This is a genomic window from Cellulomonas chengniuliangii (genome assembly GCF_024508335.1).
GTDB classification, from domain to species: Bacteria; Actinomycetota; Actinomycetes; order Actinomycetales; family Cellulomonadaceae; genus Cellulomonas_A; species Cellulomonas_A chengniuliangii.
The window spans coordinates 2,725,670-2,739,137 of record NZ_CP101988.1; the positions used below are offsets into that span (position 1 = coordinate 2,725,670).

Genomic DNA, 13,468 nt, shown 5'->3' on the forward strand with positions numbered 1-13,468 from the left:
TCAGCTGATCCCGGGGATGAGGGAGACGATCAGGTCGATGAGCTTGATGCCGGCGAACGGGGCGACGAGGCCGCCGACGCCGTAGACGAGCAAGTTGCGGCGCAGCATCACGGCCGCGCTCGCCGGGCGGTAGCGCACGCCGCGCAGCGCGAGCGGGATGAGCGCCACGATCACCAGCGCGTTGAAGATGACGGCCGAGAGGATCGCCGACTCTGGGCTCGACAGGCGCATCACGTTGAGCACCCCCAGCTGCGGGAAGGCGACCAGGAACATCGCGGGCAGGATCGCGAAGTACTTCGCGACGTCGTTCGCGATCGAGAACGTGGTCAGCGCCCCACGCGTGATGAGCAGCTGCTTGCCGATCTGCACGATCTCGATGAGCTTGGTCGGGTTCGAGTCGAGGTCGACCATGTTCCCGGCCTCCTTCGCCGCGCTCGTGCCCGTGTTCATCGCGACCCCGACGTCGGCCTGCGCGAGCGCCGGGGCGTCGTTGGTGCCGTCCCCCGCCATCGCGACGAGGCGGCCCCCGGCCTGCTCGCGTCGGATGAGCGCGAGCTTGTCCTCGGGGGTGGCCTCGGCGAGCACGTCGTCGACGCCGGCCTCGAGCGCGATCGCGCGGGCCGTCACGGCGTTGTCGCCCGTGACCATCACGGTGCGGATGCCCATCGCGCGCAGCTCGTCGAACCGCTCGCGCAGGCCCTGCTTGACCACGTCCTTGAGATGGACGACCCCGAGCACGCGGGCCGGGCCGTCGCCAATCTGCTCCGCGACGACCAACGGGGTGCCGCCCGAGGAGCTGATCGCGTCGACGAGCTGTGCGGTCTGCGCGCCCGTGCTCCCGCCGGTCGAGCGCACCCAGCCGCTCACGGCTCCGGCGGCGCCCTTGCGGATGCGGCGCACCCCGTCCTGACCCGGCAGGTCGAGCCCGCTCATCCGGGTGCGGGCCGTGAAGGGCACGAGCTCGGCGCCCACGAGCTCGCCGTCCTCCCGTGCCCGCATGCCCAGCTGCTCCTTGACGAGCACCAGGACGCTGCGCCCTTCGGGCGTCTCGTCGGCCATCGAGGACAGCTGCGCGGCGTCGGCCAGCTCGAACAGGTCGACGCCGTCGACCGGGAGCAGCTCGGATGCCTGGCGGTTGCCCAGCGTGATGGTGCCCGTCTTGTCGAGCAGCAGCACGTCCACGTCGCCCGCGGCCTCGACCGCGCGGCCGGACATGGCCAGCACGTTGCGCTGCACCAGCCGGTCCATGCCCGCGATGCCGATGGCCGAGAGCAGCGCACCGATCGTGGTCGGGATGAGGCACACGAGCAGCGCCACCAGCACGATGAGCGACTGCCGGGCCCCCGAGTACACGGCGAACGGCTGGAGCGTGGCCACCGCCAGCACGAAGATGATGGTCAGCGACGTGAGCAGCACGTTGAGCGCGACCTCGTTGGGGGTGCGCTGACGTTCTGAGCCCTCGACGAGCGCGATCATCCGGTCCACGAACGTCTGCCCCGCGGGCGCGGTGATCCGCACGACGATGCGGTCCGAGAGCACCACGGTGCCACCGGTGACCGCCGAGCGGTCGCCACCGGACTCGCGGATCACCGGGGCGGACTCGCCCGTGATCGCCGACTCGTCGACGCTCGCGATGCCCTCGACCACGTCGCCGTCGCCCGGGATGGTCTCCCCCGCGACGACCACGACAACGTCCCCGACGGCCAGCGCCGAGGACGGCACCGGCTCGGTGGGCAGGCCCGCGAGCGCGACGCCGCCCACCGCGTCCTGCGGCGCCACCACGCGCCGGGCGGTGGTCTGCGCCTGCGTGGCCCGCAGACTCGCCGCCTGCGCCTTGCCGCGGCTCTCCGCGACTGCCTCCGCGAGGGTCGCGAACACGAGGGTGAACCACAGCCAGAGCGTCACCGAGACCGCGAACAGGCTCGGGTCGATGACCGATAGCACCGTCGAGGCGACGGCCCCGACCTCGACGACGAACAGCACCGGCGAGTGGCACAGCTCGCGCGGGTCGAGCTTGCGCAGCGCCGCGGGCAGGGCTTGGAGCAGTTGGCGCCCGCTCAGCGCGCGCCGGGCGCCCGTCGGGCGGGGCGCGCCGAGAGGGCTCATAGGTCCGGGGTCGACCGACGGGCCCACGGGGTCCACCAGGGTCGGGTGCATGGCGGTGTCCTTCATGAGAGGGACTCGGCGATCGGGCCGAGGGCGAGGACGGGGATGAAGGTCAGGCCGACGACGACGAGCGTCACCGCGACCAGGAGGCCGACGAACAGCGGCCGGTGGGTCGGGAGCGTCCCCGATCCGGCGGGGACGGTCTGCTGGCTGGCGAACCGGCCGGCGAGTGCCAGCACGAGCGCGATCGGCACGAACCGTCCGAGCAGCATCGCCAGGCCGAGCAGGGTGTTGTAGAAGGGCGTCGAGACGGTGAGCCCCGCGAACGCGCTGCCGTTGTTGTTCCCGGCGGAGGTGAACGCGTACAACACCTCGGAGAGCCCGTGCGGGCCGGACTCCTGCATCCCTGCCTGCCCCGCGGTTGTCGCGATGGCCACGGCCGTGCCGATCAGGACGACGGCGGGCACCGCGAGCACGTACAGCGCGACAAGGGTGATCTCGTGCTGGCCGATCTTCTTGCCCAGGTACTCGGGGGTGCGCCCGACCATGAGTCCCGCGACGAAGACCGCGACGATCGCGAGCACGAGCATCCCGTACAGCCCTGCGCCGACGCCTCCGGGGGCGACCTCGCCCAGCATCATCGTGAAGAGGGTGACACCGCCGCCGGGCGCGGTCAGCGAGTCGTGCATCGCGTTGACCGCGCCGGTCGACGTGCCGGTGGTGGCGGCGGCGAACAGCGCGCTGCCCGCGGCGCCGAACCGGGTCTCCTTGCCCTCCGACGCGGCGCCCACGAGCTGCGGCACGGCGCCGGGCGCGGCCATCTCGGCCCACGTCAGCAGGCCCACCGCGGCGACCCACATCGCGGCCATGGCGCCCAGCACCGCATGGCCTTGGCGCTTGTCGCCCACCATGATCCCGAAGGCGCGCGGCAGCGCGGACGGGATCAGCAGGATCAGGAAGACCTGGAGCAGGTTGCTGACCGGCGTCGGGTTCTCGAACGGGTGCGCGGAGTTCGCGTTGAAGAACCCGCCGCCGTTGGTGCCGAGGAGCTTGATGGACTCCTGCGAGGCGACCGGTCCCCCGAGCACGCTCTGCGCGCCGCCCGCGAGCGTGGTGATCTCGGTCGGGCCTGCCAGGTTCTGGATCACCCCCGTCGCGACGAGCACTACGGCGCCGAGTGCGGCGATCGGCAGCAGGATGCGCACCGTCGCGCGCACCAGGTCTGACCAGAAGTTGCCCACCCGCCCTTCGGCGCCCGAGCGCGAGAACCCGCGGATCAAGGCGACGACCACCGCGATGCCGACGGCCGCGGAGACGAAGTTCTGCACCGCGAGACCCGCCATCTGCAGCAGGTGCCCAGCGGACTGCTCACCCAGGTACCACTGCCAGTTCGTGTTCGTCACGAACGAGACCGCGGTGTTCCACGCCCCCGCGGGGTCCATCGGCGGCGTCCCGAGCGACAGCGGTAGGTGGCTCTGCAGCCGCCCGAGGCCGAAGAGCAGGAGCAGCGAGGCCAGCGAGAAGCCGAGCAGCGAGAGCAGGTAGGTGCTCCACCGCTGGTCGGCGTCGGGGTCGACGCGCACCAATCGGTAGCCCGCCCGCTCGACGCGCAGGTGGCGGGGTGAGGTGAAGACCCGGGCGATGTAGGCGCCGAGCGGCACGTGCACGGCGGCGAGCAGCGCGACCAGCAGCGCGATCTGTCCGACGGCGGCCCACGTCGCGCTCATCGGGTCGTGTCCGGCCGGACGAGGGCCACGAACAAGTAGACGGTCAGGGCGGCCGTGACCACGAGGGCGACCCAATCGGCCCCGGTCACGGGTGGTCCAGCGTGCGTGCGACGAGCGCGACGGCGGCGAAGAACGCCACCGTGAGCGCGAGGAAGGCCAGGTCGGCCATGATGGGGCGCCTTCAGGGAGGAGGACGGCCCGCAGGACTCCCGCGAACCGGTGCGCACCCGCGCACAGCCCCTGTCCTATGCCCGCGGGGCGCTCGCGCACCGCGGCCTTGACGACTCCTTAACGCCCCCGGCGCCTGCCTTCACGCAACCCTGACGCGTGGGCTCGCCACCGGGACGGACGAATGCCCGCACCTCCCCGGGGGAACGGGGTGGTGCGGGCATTCGAGCGCGTGGCCCCCCTGCGGGCCGCCCTGCGCGCCGAGGCTCAGCGGTCGACGCGGGCGCTTCCGCCACCGGCGAGCTTGAGCACCTCGGCCTTGGTGACCATCGTCGTGTCGCCGGGTGTGGTCATGGCCAAGGCGCCGTGGGCCGCGCCGTACTCGACCGCGGTCTGCAGCGGCTGCCCGTCCAGCAGGCCGTAGATGAGCCCGGAGGCGAACGAGTCGCCGCCGCCCACGCGGTCCATGATCTCCAGCCGCTCGCGGTGGGTGGACTGCACCACGCCGGTCTCCTGGGACCACGCGAGGGCGCCCCAGTCGTTGATCGAGGCCGAGTGCACGGTGCGCATCGTGGTGCCGATGACCTGGAAGTTCGGGAACTCCGCGGCGGCCTTCTGGATCATCGCGGCGAACTTGTCGACCTCGAGCGCCGACAGGTTCTCGTCGACGCCCTCGACCTCGAAGCCGAGCGAGGCGGTGAAGTCCTCCTCGTTGCCGATCATCACGTCGATGAACGGCGCGATGGCCCGGTTGACCTCCTGGGCCTTGGCCTGGCCGCCGATCGAGCGCCACAGGCTCGGCCGGTAGTTGAGGTCGTAGGAGACGACGGTGCCGTGCTTCTTGGCGACCTGCACGGCCTCGATGACAGTCTCGGCAGCCGTCTCGGAGAGGGCAGCGAAGATCCCGCCGGTGTGCAGCCACCGCACACCGAGCTCCCCGAAGAGGTGCTCCCAGTCCACGTCGCCCGGCTTGAGCTGGGACGCGGCGGTGAGCCCGCGGTCGCTGACGCCCACCGCGCCGCGCACCCCGAATCCCCGCTCGGTGAAGTTCAGGCCGTTGCGGACCTCGCGCCCGATCCCGTCGTACGGCGCCCACTGGACGAACGAGGTGTCCACGCCGCCCTGCAGCATGAGGTCCTCGACCAGACGGCCGACCTCGTTGTCCGCGAGCGCGGTGACGATCGCCCCGCGCAGCCCGAACGCGCGGCGCAGGCCGCGGGTCACGTTGTACTCGCCGCCGCCCTCCCAGGCGCGGAACGAGCGTGCCGTGCGAATGCGCCCCTCACCCGGGTCGAGCCGCAGCATCACCTCGCCCAGGGACACCGCGTCGTAGCGGCACTCAGCGGCGGGACGGATGGTCAGCGACATGAGATCAGTCCTTCGTGTGGCGGGTCAGGGTGGTCAGCGGGTCAGCGCGACGGCGTCGGCCGTGAGCTGCGTGATGCCGGCGAAGTCGCCAGCGGCGACGCGGTCGCGAGGGACCATCCACGAGCCGCCGACGGCTGCGACGGCGGGGATGCTGAGGTAGTCCTGCAGGTTCTTGGGGCCGATGCCGCCGGTGGGCACGAAGCTGACCTGCCCGAACGGGGCGGCGAGCGCGGCGATGGCCGGGGCGCCGCCGGAGGTTCCCGCCGGGAAGAACTTCACGGTCGTCAGGCCCAGCTCGAGGGCGGCCTGGATCTCCGTGGCGGTGACGGCGCCGGGCAGCGCGAGCACGCCCAGTTCGTGGCAGCGCTCGACGACGGCGCGGCTCAGGCCCGGGGAGACGACGTAGGAGGCGCCAGCGGCGACGGCCTGGTCGACCTGGGCCGCGGTCAGCACGGTGCCGGCGCCGACGAGGATGTCGCCCCGGTCTGCCATGGCGCGGATCGAGTCGGCGGCGGCGGCCGTGCGGAACGTGACCTCGGCGACGGGGAGGCCGCCGGCGACGAGGGCGCCGGCGAGGGCGTCGGCATGGGCGGCGTCGTCGAGGACGACGACGGGGACGAGACGAGCTTCGCTCAGTGCGGCGAGGGTATCCACGGTGATTCCGTTTCGCTAGGCGCAACGCCCGCTGCGCTGCGCGAAACAGCATCGCACACTGATCTCGCGGACCTCAACCCGTCACCGAGAGGACCAGCCGTGTCGAGCCGCCGGGTCAGCGGAGCTTGCGCATCTCGAGGGCCGCGCCACACCCGCACAGACGACGTCGGGCCCGCGGGGAGTGATCCTCGAGGGCCCGACGTCGCTCGTTCGGCGGGGTCAGATCCCGCAGCTCGAGGAGCCGGAGGCGGAGCCGCTCGATGTCCCGGTCACCCGCACGCACGGGGTGGGCGACTGCACGGTGGCGCCGCCGGCGCTGAGCGTGAACCGGTGCTGCGAGTAGGCCCTGCCGGTGTTGGAGACCACACCGGACCCGCTGTTGATCCGGCCCTGGTAGCTCCAGCCGGGGGTGGACGTCTCGCCGCCCGCGTCGGCGAGCCACGCGCTGGTGACCGTCGAGCCGGATGAGCACCAGCCGCCCACCGTGTAGTAGGTGTACAGCGTGTTGCCGAGGCCGGACCGGGCGCTGCCGTTCTGTCGGGCGGTCCAGCACCCCGTCGCCAGGATGCCCACGGTCCGGCCCGACGCGGACGCGGCGCTCAGGCTGCGGCGCGCTGCCGCGTCGAGCGGCTGCTGCGCGCCCTGGGTGAGCACCACCTCCGCCGGCAGGCTGCTGGCGATGAACGCGTCGCGGTCCGCGTCGCTCAGCGTGGCGAGGTACGACTCGAGCTCTGGGCTGAGCGCGTCGGCGCCGACGACGACCGACGTGGCGCCGCCGCCCGCGTCGGCGCCGCTCCCGGCGGCCATGCTGGGCGCTGCCGCGAGGACGAGCCCGGCGGCGGCGATCGTGGCGACGGTGGCGGTGCGGAACCTGCGCATGTGTCTCCCCTTCGTGGTCGGACGGGGCGTGCGGGGCCGACCACGCGAGGAGGCCCCCTTGCTCCCGAGGTGAGCCAACCAGGGAACCTGGCGATGCGCACTACCTTGCGGCGCACGCTACTGCTAGCGTGCGCCGCATGGAACCGACCGCGGAAGGCGTGCTCACCCAGATGCGCAAGGGTGTGCTCGAGTTCTGCGTCCTCGCGTACCTGCGGTCCGGGCCCGCCTACGGGCTCGAGATCGCGACCGAGCTCGGCCGCCACGAGACCCTCTTCACCAGTGAGGGCACGCTCTACCCGCTGCTCGCGCGGCTCCGCAAGCAGGGGTGGGTGGAGACCAGCTGGCAGGAGTCCCGCAGCGGCCCCCCACGCCGCTACTACTCCCTCACCGACGAGGGACGCGCGGCGGTCCGCACCTTCGCCGCGATCTGGACCCCGTTCAGCGACGGCGTGGACGCCGTGCTCGGAAAGGCCAGCTGATGCCCGGGCAGCACTTGTCGCTCGTCGAGTCGTACCTCGACGACCTCGACCGCGCCCTGGCGGGCATCGACCCCGCCGAGCGGGCGGACGTCGTGGCCTCCATCCGCGAGCACGTCGACGCGTCCCTCGGCGACCAGCCCACAGCGGCCGACGTGCACGAGGTGCTCCAGCGGCTCGGCCCTGTGGAGCGCATCGCCCGCGAGGCCGACGCCGGCGCCCCCGCACTGATTGCCTTCCCCGAGCCCACGCCCGGCGCCTCCCCCGACGACCGCTGGCCCCGCTGGTCGGGTCCCGTGCTGCTCGGGCTCGGCGCCCTGGCCATCGCCCTCATCCCGACCGCGCCCGTCGCCGCGGTGGCCCTCGCCCTCGCCGCCGGCATCGCCGCGCTGATCGGCGTCCGCCGCGCCCCCGGGCCCACCAGCCTGCTGCGCGCCGCCGTCGCGCTCTGCGCCCTCGCGATCCTGCTGACCGCGCTCGCCGCCGCGACCCTGCTGAACGTGCGAGCCGAACTCCCCTCGATCGACACCCCGGTCGAGGTCGTCTCCCCAGGAGGTGGATGACATGACCGACGACGACGTCGACGACACCACCGCCACGCCCACCGAACGCGAGCTGCGCCGCATGGTGCTGCTCCGCCGACGGGCGCAGCGGCGACCACTCAGCTCACAGGCTGTCCTCGCCCTGGCGATGCGCGTCGCCTCCCCGCCACCGGCCTCCCCCGGGGCGCACGCGCGCTGACCTGCCGCGCGCTTGACGCCAGACCGCGCGAAGCACCATTTTTCGTGCATGGTGACCATCGGCAGATACACAGTGCTCGTCGACGACCTCGACCGGGCCCAGGAGTTCTACGCCACCGCGTTCGGCTTCACGACGCTCTACGACCAGCAGCCCTCCCCCGGCTTCCGCTACGTCCACGTGGGGCCTGGCGGTCTGCACGACCCCGGGCTGTGGCTGTTCGCAGCCACCTCCAACGAGGCGCGCGCCCGCGCCGGCAACCAAACCGCGGGGTACCCGCTGCTGGTGCTGTACACCGACACCCTCGACGCCGACCTCGCCCGGATGGCACGCGCCGGCGTCCACCCCGACCACGGCCCGCTGGTCGACGACGACGGGCGCTACGCCCACATCCGCGACCCGTGGGGCAACGCCATCATCCTGGCCGAGCTGGCCCGCTGATCCTCGGGGCGCCGCTCGCGCGGCGCCCCGTGGCCTGGTCAGCCCTCGAAGACGGGCGCCAGCGCGGCCCAGCGCTCGGCGCGGCAGTACACCGGGACGATGTCGCGAGGCGTCGGCCGCTCGACGGTGGTCCCGCCCGCGAGCGCCTCGCCCGACCAGGCGTCCACCCAGTCGCCTGCCGGCAGGTACGTCGTCCACGTGCTCGCCCCGGGCTCGGTCACCGGATGCACGAGCAGGTCGTCGCCCAGCAGGAACTGGCCCGGCCAGTCCCACACCGCCGAGTCGTCGGGCCAGTCGAAGAACAGCCCGCGCATGAGCGGGCGGTCGCTCGCGATGGTGCGGGCCGCCTGCTCGGCCAGGTACGGCACGAGCCGCTCCCGCAGGTGGGCGTACCGGCGGAACTCGTCGACCACCGCGGGATCGTCGTGGGTCTCCGCCACGAACCACGGGGTGCGGTCGCGCAGCGGCAGCCGGTGGTGGTTGAACTCCGAGTGGTACTGCATCACCGGCATGAACGTCGCGGCAGCCGCCGCGCGCACGTAGAGCTCGCCATCGGGCACGGGGCCGGAGAACCCGGCCAGGTCCCAGCCCCAGTACACGATGCCGCAGGCGGAGGCCGTGATTCCCGCCGTCACCGAGTGCCGGAACGCCTCCCAGGTGGAGTCCTCGTCGCCCGCCCAGAACAGGCCGTGGGCCTGCGACCCGGTGAAGCCGGCGCGTGAGAACGTCACGGGCGCCTTGCCGTGCGCGCGGAGCAGGTCGCCGAACGCCCGCGCGTAGTGCACCGGGTAGAGGTTGTTGCCCTCGTCGCCGCGGCGCCCGTCGGCGTAGCGCAGGTCGTGGCCCCAGGCGTGCTCGCCGCCGTCGGTCTTGAACCCGTCGACGTCGAGGTCGGCCACCAGGTAGCGCCGCTTCGCGGTCCACCAGTCCCGGCCTTCCTGCGTGGACAGGTCGGCCATGAGCGCCTGCGGGAACCACCAGCCGCGGTTGTGGTAGGCCGAGCCGTCGGCCTCCCGCACGGCGTGGCCCGACGCGACCATGGCACGCCCGTCGGCGAGCACCTGGCTGTCCTGGGGCACGTCGGGGCCCAGGTCGTGCTCGGTCTTCTGCAGCGGGATCTGCCAGAGGATCACCTTGATGCCCCGCGCGTGCAGCTCGTCGATCATCGCCCGCGGGTCGGGCCACGCCCCCTCGGGCGGGTAGGTGAAGTCGTCGGCGCCGTGCGGGGCGCCGTCGGGCGTGACCTCGTAGCGGGCGTCGCGGAAGATCGTGATGCCCTCCTCGTCGCTCCACGCCTCGATCACGACGGCGCCCACGGGGATGTCGAGCTCCTGGTGGCTGTCCATGCGCTCCATCACGAGGCGCTGGGTGTTCCACTCGTTGCCCGAGGCCCACAGCCGGAACACCCACGCCGGCAGCTCCTCGGCGCGCCCGACCTCGTCGCCGAAGGCCCGCAGCACCTCGTCGGGCGCCCCGTCGTAGAGGGCCACCTCGAGCCGCTCGTGCGGGGCCCCGCCCAACGCCGCCTCGACCACCAGCAGGTCGGGCTGCGAGGCGCCGACGTCGTACCAGGTGCGCCGCGCGGTGCGGACGTGGAAGCCCCACCCAGCGCCCCCGACGACGTGCGCGAAGGGCATCGGCAGGTAGGTGCGGCCGTGCGCGGCCTGCGACTTGTACTGCTCGAACACGACGGCGTCGAGTGCCGAGCCGCGCTGGTCGACGGCGTCGTACCGCTCCCCGAACCCGACCACGTGCTCGTGGGGATCGAGCCGCAGCGCGAACCGCACCCGCCGCACCCCGTCCGCGTCGCGCAGCCACTCCACGCTCCCGGGCACGAGCCGTGACCGGGAGCCCTCGGCGCCGGCGAGCACCAGGTCGCCGCCCTCCTGCGACCACTCCGCGGCCGAGACGTCGAACCAGGGGGTCGGCGGCTCCACCCGAGGCGTGCCCTCGCCCTCGGCGCCGGTCGCCTCGGCCAGGAACCGGTAGCGGTAGCGCGTCCCGGCGACGAGGGCGGGGGTGTCCACCGACCAGCCGCCATCGGCCTCGAGCTGCGCGGCCTGGGCCGCGGCGAGGTGCCCGTCGCCGCCCGCGAGAGCCGCGGCGTCCGCGGCCGAGGCAGTCGCCGGGGCCAGCGTGAGCAGCATGGTCGCGCCCGTGGACAGGTCCTGCCACTCGCAGGTCACGGCCGTGACGTCGGGACGCGCGACCACGCCGAGGCGGACGCTCTGGCCCGCCTCGGGCGTCACCGGCACGCGCTGGTCCGCTGATGTCGCGTAGGGGTGCTCGATGCCGTGGGGACGGTGGGTGAGAGCCGGGAGGCTCGTGGTGGTGGGGGTCATCGCGCGTCGTCCTCCGGGAGCAGGCCGAGCTCGTCGGCCAGGATCAGGTACATGCCGTGGGACCACAGCAGCGGGGTCGCGACAGTGCCCCAGCGGTCGAGCCACTCGTCGCGGTGCTCGGGCGCCAGCAGGTGGTCCGGGACCTGCTCGGGCATCTCGCCGTCATCCACGGCGTGGTCGGCGGCCCACACGAGGTGGCGCAGGGCGGCCGGGCGGTCGCCCGCGGCGGCACGGTTCCAGCCGAGCAGGCTGGCCAGGAGCAGCCACTGCCCACCGCCGTAGAACACGTCGGCGCGGAAGCGGTGCACGCCGCCGTCGACGTCGAGGTCGCGGGCCACCGCGTCGAGCGTCGCGGCCGCGATCGGGCTCGCGGGGTCCACCAGCCCGAAGGGGACCACGCACGCGGCCAGGGAGGCGTCGACGGCTGACGAGCCGAGCCACTTGGCGAGGTGCGGCGCCGCGGGGTCGCCCGCGCGGCCGGTGGTCGTCCCCTCGGCCAGGACGAGCTGGCGGGCCTGCTCGGCGACGTCGAGCGCACGCCGCGCGCGAGTCGCGTCGAGGACCCCGGCCTGGGCGATGGCCTGGAGTCCGCCGTGGATCGCGCCGAGGGTGGAGACGTGGCGCTGCTCGACGTGCTCCTCCCACCAGTCGTAGCACGGGCGGTCCCAGAAGGCCGCGAGGTAGTCGACCGCCACCTCGATGCCCGACAGCCAGCGGTCGAGCGCCAGGCCGTGCCGCTGAGCGTGCGTCACCACGGCCCACAGCCACATGCCGTACCCGTCGGTCTGGAAGTCCCACCACGGGTCGGAGCCGTCAGAGCCGTCGAACGTGAACCGTGTCGGCAGCATCAGGTCGAGCGGCAGGTCCTCGCCTGCCTCCGCCGCGGCGACGAGCCCGGCGACCTGGCCCGTCCGGGCGGCCAGGACGCGGGTGACCCAGTCGTGGAAGCGGTCGACCGACCCGACGTCGCCGTACCGGGACATGCCCTCCGCCGTGAACGACCCGTCACGCAGCCACGCGTACCCGCGGTAGGCCGAGAACGTGGGCGAGGCCGGGTAGGCGCCCGCGGGGTCCTGGTGTCCGGCGATGACGGCGTGGCTGCGGCGCGCGAGCGCGACGAGGCGCTCCCGGTCGGGCGTGGAGGTCTCCGGGAAGGGGTGGGTCATGTCTCACAGTCCTGGTCAGGTGCGGTGCGGGGATCCGCGCGCGATGCGCGCGAGCGGGTGGGCCCGGCTGACGGCCGGGCCCACCCGGTGCAGGTCAGCCCAGGAGGGCGGTGACCCGGGTCTGCGCGTCGGTCAGTGCCTGCTCGACGGTCTTGCGGCCGGCCGCGGCGTTGGCCAGCTCCTCGCCGACGATGTCCTGCATCTCCTGCTGGGACTCGATCACGGGCGGCAGCACGACAGCGTCGAGCGAGTCGAACACCGCGGCCCGGTTGGCCGGCGGGGTGACCTCGAGGTAGCTGTCCAGCATCGACTGGTCGGCCACCGGCGGCAGCTCCCACGACGTGGCCAGTCGCGTCTCCACGGTCGTGCTGGACGCGGTGAGGAACTCGAGCCAGCGCGTGGCCTCCTCGGGGTGCGCCGACTTCGCGGACACGACGACGCCGTTCGCGAACAGCGCCGACGCCTTCTCGGCGCTGCCCGGCTCAACGGCGATGTCCCAGCCGAGGCCCTCGACCTCGGCGAGTCCGCCGAACATCCAGATGCCGCTGTGCCACATGCCGAGCTTGCCCGCCTTGAACAGGTCGGTGTCGAAGTCAGCGGTGCCCGCGCCGTCCGCCTCCGTGGGCATCGTCGTGCCCGACTTGCCGACGAGCCACGTCGCCGCCTCGATGCCCTCGGGGCTCGCGAAGGTCGCGGCGGTCTGCTCGGCGTCGAAGAACTCGCCACCGGCCTGGGCCAGCGCCTTGTAGAACTCGTGGAAGGAGATCGGCTGGTAGTCGCCCCAGACGCCCGCCGACCGGTCGGTGAGCTTCTCGGCCGCGGCCTGCTCGTCGGCCCAGGTCCAGTCAGCCGTGGGGTGCTCGAGGCCCGCCGCGTCGAAGAGGTCCGTGTTGTAGAACAGCACGACGTTCGAGAACGAGGCCGGCAGGCCCAGCTGGGCGCCGTCGTGGGAGAACGACTCGAGCAGCGACGGCGTGTACGCGTCGGCGTTCTCGATCGTCAGCTCCGCGAGCGCCCCGTTGGCCGCGTACGTCACGAAGTTCTCGTAGTTCAGCTCGAAGGTGTCGGACACCGTGCCGCCGGCCACCGAGGTCAGCAGCTTCGTGAAGTAGTCGGCGTACGGGAGGGTCTCGACCTGCACGTCGATGTCAGGGTTGGCTTCCTCGAACGCCGTGACGATGGCGTCCAGGTCCCCCTCGTGGCCACCGTTGGCCGAGAAGTTCATGTACGTGATCGTCACCGGGCGGTCGCCGTCCCCGGCGGGCGCCTGGGGCGCCGTGGCCGACCCCTGGGAGCAGGCCGTGAGCGTGAGCGCCAGGGCGGCGCTCGCGCCGAGGGCGGCCCGGCGGCCGGGGCGCATCGTGGTTCGGAACATCTGTTCGTCCTTTCGTGGCGGTCGGCGA

General features: G+C 73.1%; 13 protein-coding genes. 4 read left to right on the forward strand and 9 right to left on the reverse strand.

Annotated features, from left to right (window positions below; genetic code table 11):
* The 6 genes from kdpB to NP064_RS12660 form a co-directional block, all read right to left on the reverse strand.
* The gene (kdpB, locus tag NP064_RS12635; RefSeq protein ID WP_372456414.1) at positions 1-2,157 is read right to left on the reverse strand and encodes a potassium-transporting ATPase subunit KdpB; all 2,157 of its coding nucleotides are present in this window, start codon (positions 2,155-2,157) and stop codon (positions 1-3) included.
* Between the two features lie 11 nt (positions 2,158-2,168).
* Complete coding sequence (kdpA, locus tag NP064_RS12640; protein WP_227570652.1) at positions 2,169-3,833, reverse strand: potassium-transporting ATPase subunit KdpA; 1,665 nt, start codon at positions 3,831-3,833, stop codon at positions 2,169-2,171.
* Positions 3,830-3,922, reverse strand: coding sequence for a K(+)-transporting ATPase subunit F (gene kdpF, locus NP064_RS12645; RefSeq protein ID WP_227570651.1), 93 nt, complete (start codon positions 3,920-3,922; stop codon positions 3,830-3,832). The genes kdpA and kdpF overlap by 4 nt, the downstream gene beginning before the upstream one ends.
* A 346-nt stretch (positions 3,923-4,268) precedes the next feature.
* Positions 4,269-5,369 carry a sugar kinase gene (locus tag NP064_RS12650; protein WP_227570650.1) on the reverse strand — a complete coding sequence of 367 codons (1,101 nt, stop codon included), beginning with the start codon at positions 5,367-5,369 and terminating at the stop codon, positions 4,269-4,271.
* Between the two features lie 33 nt (positions 5,370-5,402).
* Complete coding sequence (gene eda / locus NP064_RS12655; protein ID WP_227570760.1) at positions 5,403-6,029, reverse strand: bifunctional 4-hydroxy-2-oxoglutarate aldolase/2-dehydro-3-deoxy-phosphogluconate aldolase; 627 nt, start codon at positions 6,027-6,029, stop codon at positions 5,403-5,405.
* A 213-nt stretch (positions 6,030-6,242) separates the two neighbouring features.
* Positions 6,243-6,902 (reverse strand): hypothetical protein, encoded by a 660-nt coding sequence (locus NP064_RS12660; RefSeq protein WP_227570649.1) that lies wholly within the window; start codon positions 6,900-6,902, stop codon positions 6,243-6,245.
* Positions 6,903-7,039: 137 nt separating this feature from the next.
* Between NP064_RS12660 and NP064_RS12665 the strand changes: the two genes are divergently transcribed.
* The 4 genes from NP064_RS12665 to NP064_RS12680 are packed head-to-tail and all read left to right on the forward strand — an operon-like array spanning position 7,040 to position 8,557.
* Positions 7,040-7,381 (forward strand): PadR family transcriptional regulator, encoded by a 342-nt coding sequence (locus NP064_RS12665; RefSeq protein ID WP_227570648.1) that lies wholly within the window; start codon positions 7,040-7,042, stop codon positions 7,379-7,381.
* The gene (locus NP064_RS12670) at positions 7,381-7,941 is read left to right on the forward strand and encodes an HAAS signaling domain-containing protein (RefSeq protein WP_227570647.1); all 561 of its coding nucleotides are present in this window, start codon (positions 7,381-7,383) and stop codon (positions 7,939-7,941) included. Before NP064_RS12665 ends, NP064_RS12670 begins: the two co-directional genes overlap by 1 nt.
* A gap of 1 nt (position 7,942) precedes the next feature.
* Positions 7,943-8,119 (forward strand): hypothetical protein, encoded by a 177-nt coding sequence (locus NP064_RS12675; RefSeq protein ID WP_227570646.1) that lies wholly within the window; start codon positions 7,943-7,945, stop codon positions 8,117-8,119.
* 48 nt (positions 8,120-8,167) lie between these two features.
* Positions 8,168-8,557, forward strand: coding sequence for a VOC family protein (locus NP064_RS12680; RefSeq protein ID WP_227570645.1), 390 nt, complete (start codon positions 8,168-8,170; stop codon positions 8,555-8,557).
* 38 nt (positions 8,558-8,595) lie between these two features.
* Here the strand turns inward: NP064_RS12680 and NP064_RS12685 are convergent, their stop codons facing one another.
* From NP064_RS12685 to NP064_RS12695, 3 genes are all read right to left on the reverse strand, one after another.
* A complete protein-coding gene (locus tag NP064_RS12685; RefSeq protein WP_227570644.1) occupies positions 8,596-10,899 on the reverse strand; it encodes a glycoside hydrolase family 31 protein in 2,304 nt (767 codons plus the stop codon).
* Positions 10,896-12,065, reverse strand: coding sequence for a glycoside hydrolase family 15 protein (locus tag NP064_RS12690; RefSeq protein WP_227570643.1), 1,170 nt, complete (start codon positions 12,063-12,065; stop codon positions 10,896-10,898). The genes NP064_RS12685 and NP064_RS12690 overlap by 4 nt, the downstream gene beginning before the upstream one ends.
* A gap of 94 nt (positions 12,066-12,159) precedes the next feature.
* Positions 12,160-13,440, reverse strand: coding sequence for an ABC transporter substrate-binding protein (locus NP064_RS12695; RefSeq protein WP_227570642.1), 1,281 nt, complete (start codon positions 13,438-13,440; stop codon positions 12,160-12,162).
* Positions 13,441-13,468 lie beyond the last annotated feature (28 nt).

Coding starts and splice junctions, on each gene's coding strand:
- NP064_RS12675 (WP_227570646.1), top strand. CDS start 7,943: ATGACCGACGACGACGTCGACGACACCACCGCCACGCCCACCGAACGC.
- kdpA (WP_227570652.1), bottom strand. CDS start 3,833: ATGAGCGCGACGTGGGCCGCCGTCGGACAGATCGCGCTGCTGGTCGCG.
- NP064_RS12665 (WP_227570648.1), top strand. CDS start 7,040: ATGGAACCGACCGCGGAAGGCGTGCTCACCCAGATGCGCAAGGGTGTG.
- NP064_RS12650 (WP_227570650.1), bottom strand. CDS start 5,369: ATGTCGCTGACCATCCGTCCCGCCGCTGAGTGCCGCTACGACGCGGTG.
- kdpB (WP_372456414.1), bottom strand. CDS start 2,157: ATGCACCCGACCCTGGTGGACCCCGTGGGCCCGTCGGTCGACCCCGGA.
- NP064_RS12670 (WP_227570647.1), top strand. CDS start 7,381: ATGCCCGGGCAGCACTTGTCGCTCGTCGAGTCGTACCTCGACGACCTC.
- NP064_RS12690 (WP_227570643.1), bottom strand. CDS start 12,065: ATGACCCACCCCTTCCCGGAGACCTCCACGCCCGACCGGGAGCGCCTC.
- NP064_RS12685 (WP_227570644.1), bottom strand. CDS start 10,899: ATGACCCCCACCACCACGAGCCTCCCGGCTCTCACCCACCGTCCCCAC.
- NP064_RS12680 (WP_227570645.1), top strand. CDS start 8,168: ATGGTGACCATCGGCAGATACACAGTGCTCGTCGACGACCTCGACCGG.
- NP064_RS12660 (WP_227570649.1), bottom strand. CDS start 6,902: ATGCGCAGGTTCCGCACCGCCACCGTCGCCACGATCGCCGCCGCCGGG.
- NP064_RS12695 (WP_227570642.1), bottom strand. CDS start 13,440: ATGTTCCGAACCACGATGCGCCCCGGCCGCCGGGCCGCCCTCGGCGCG.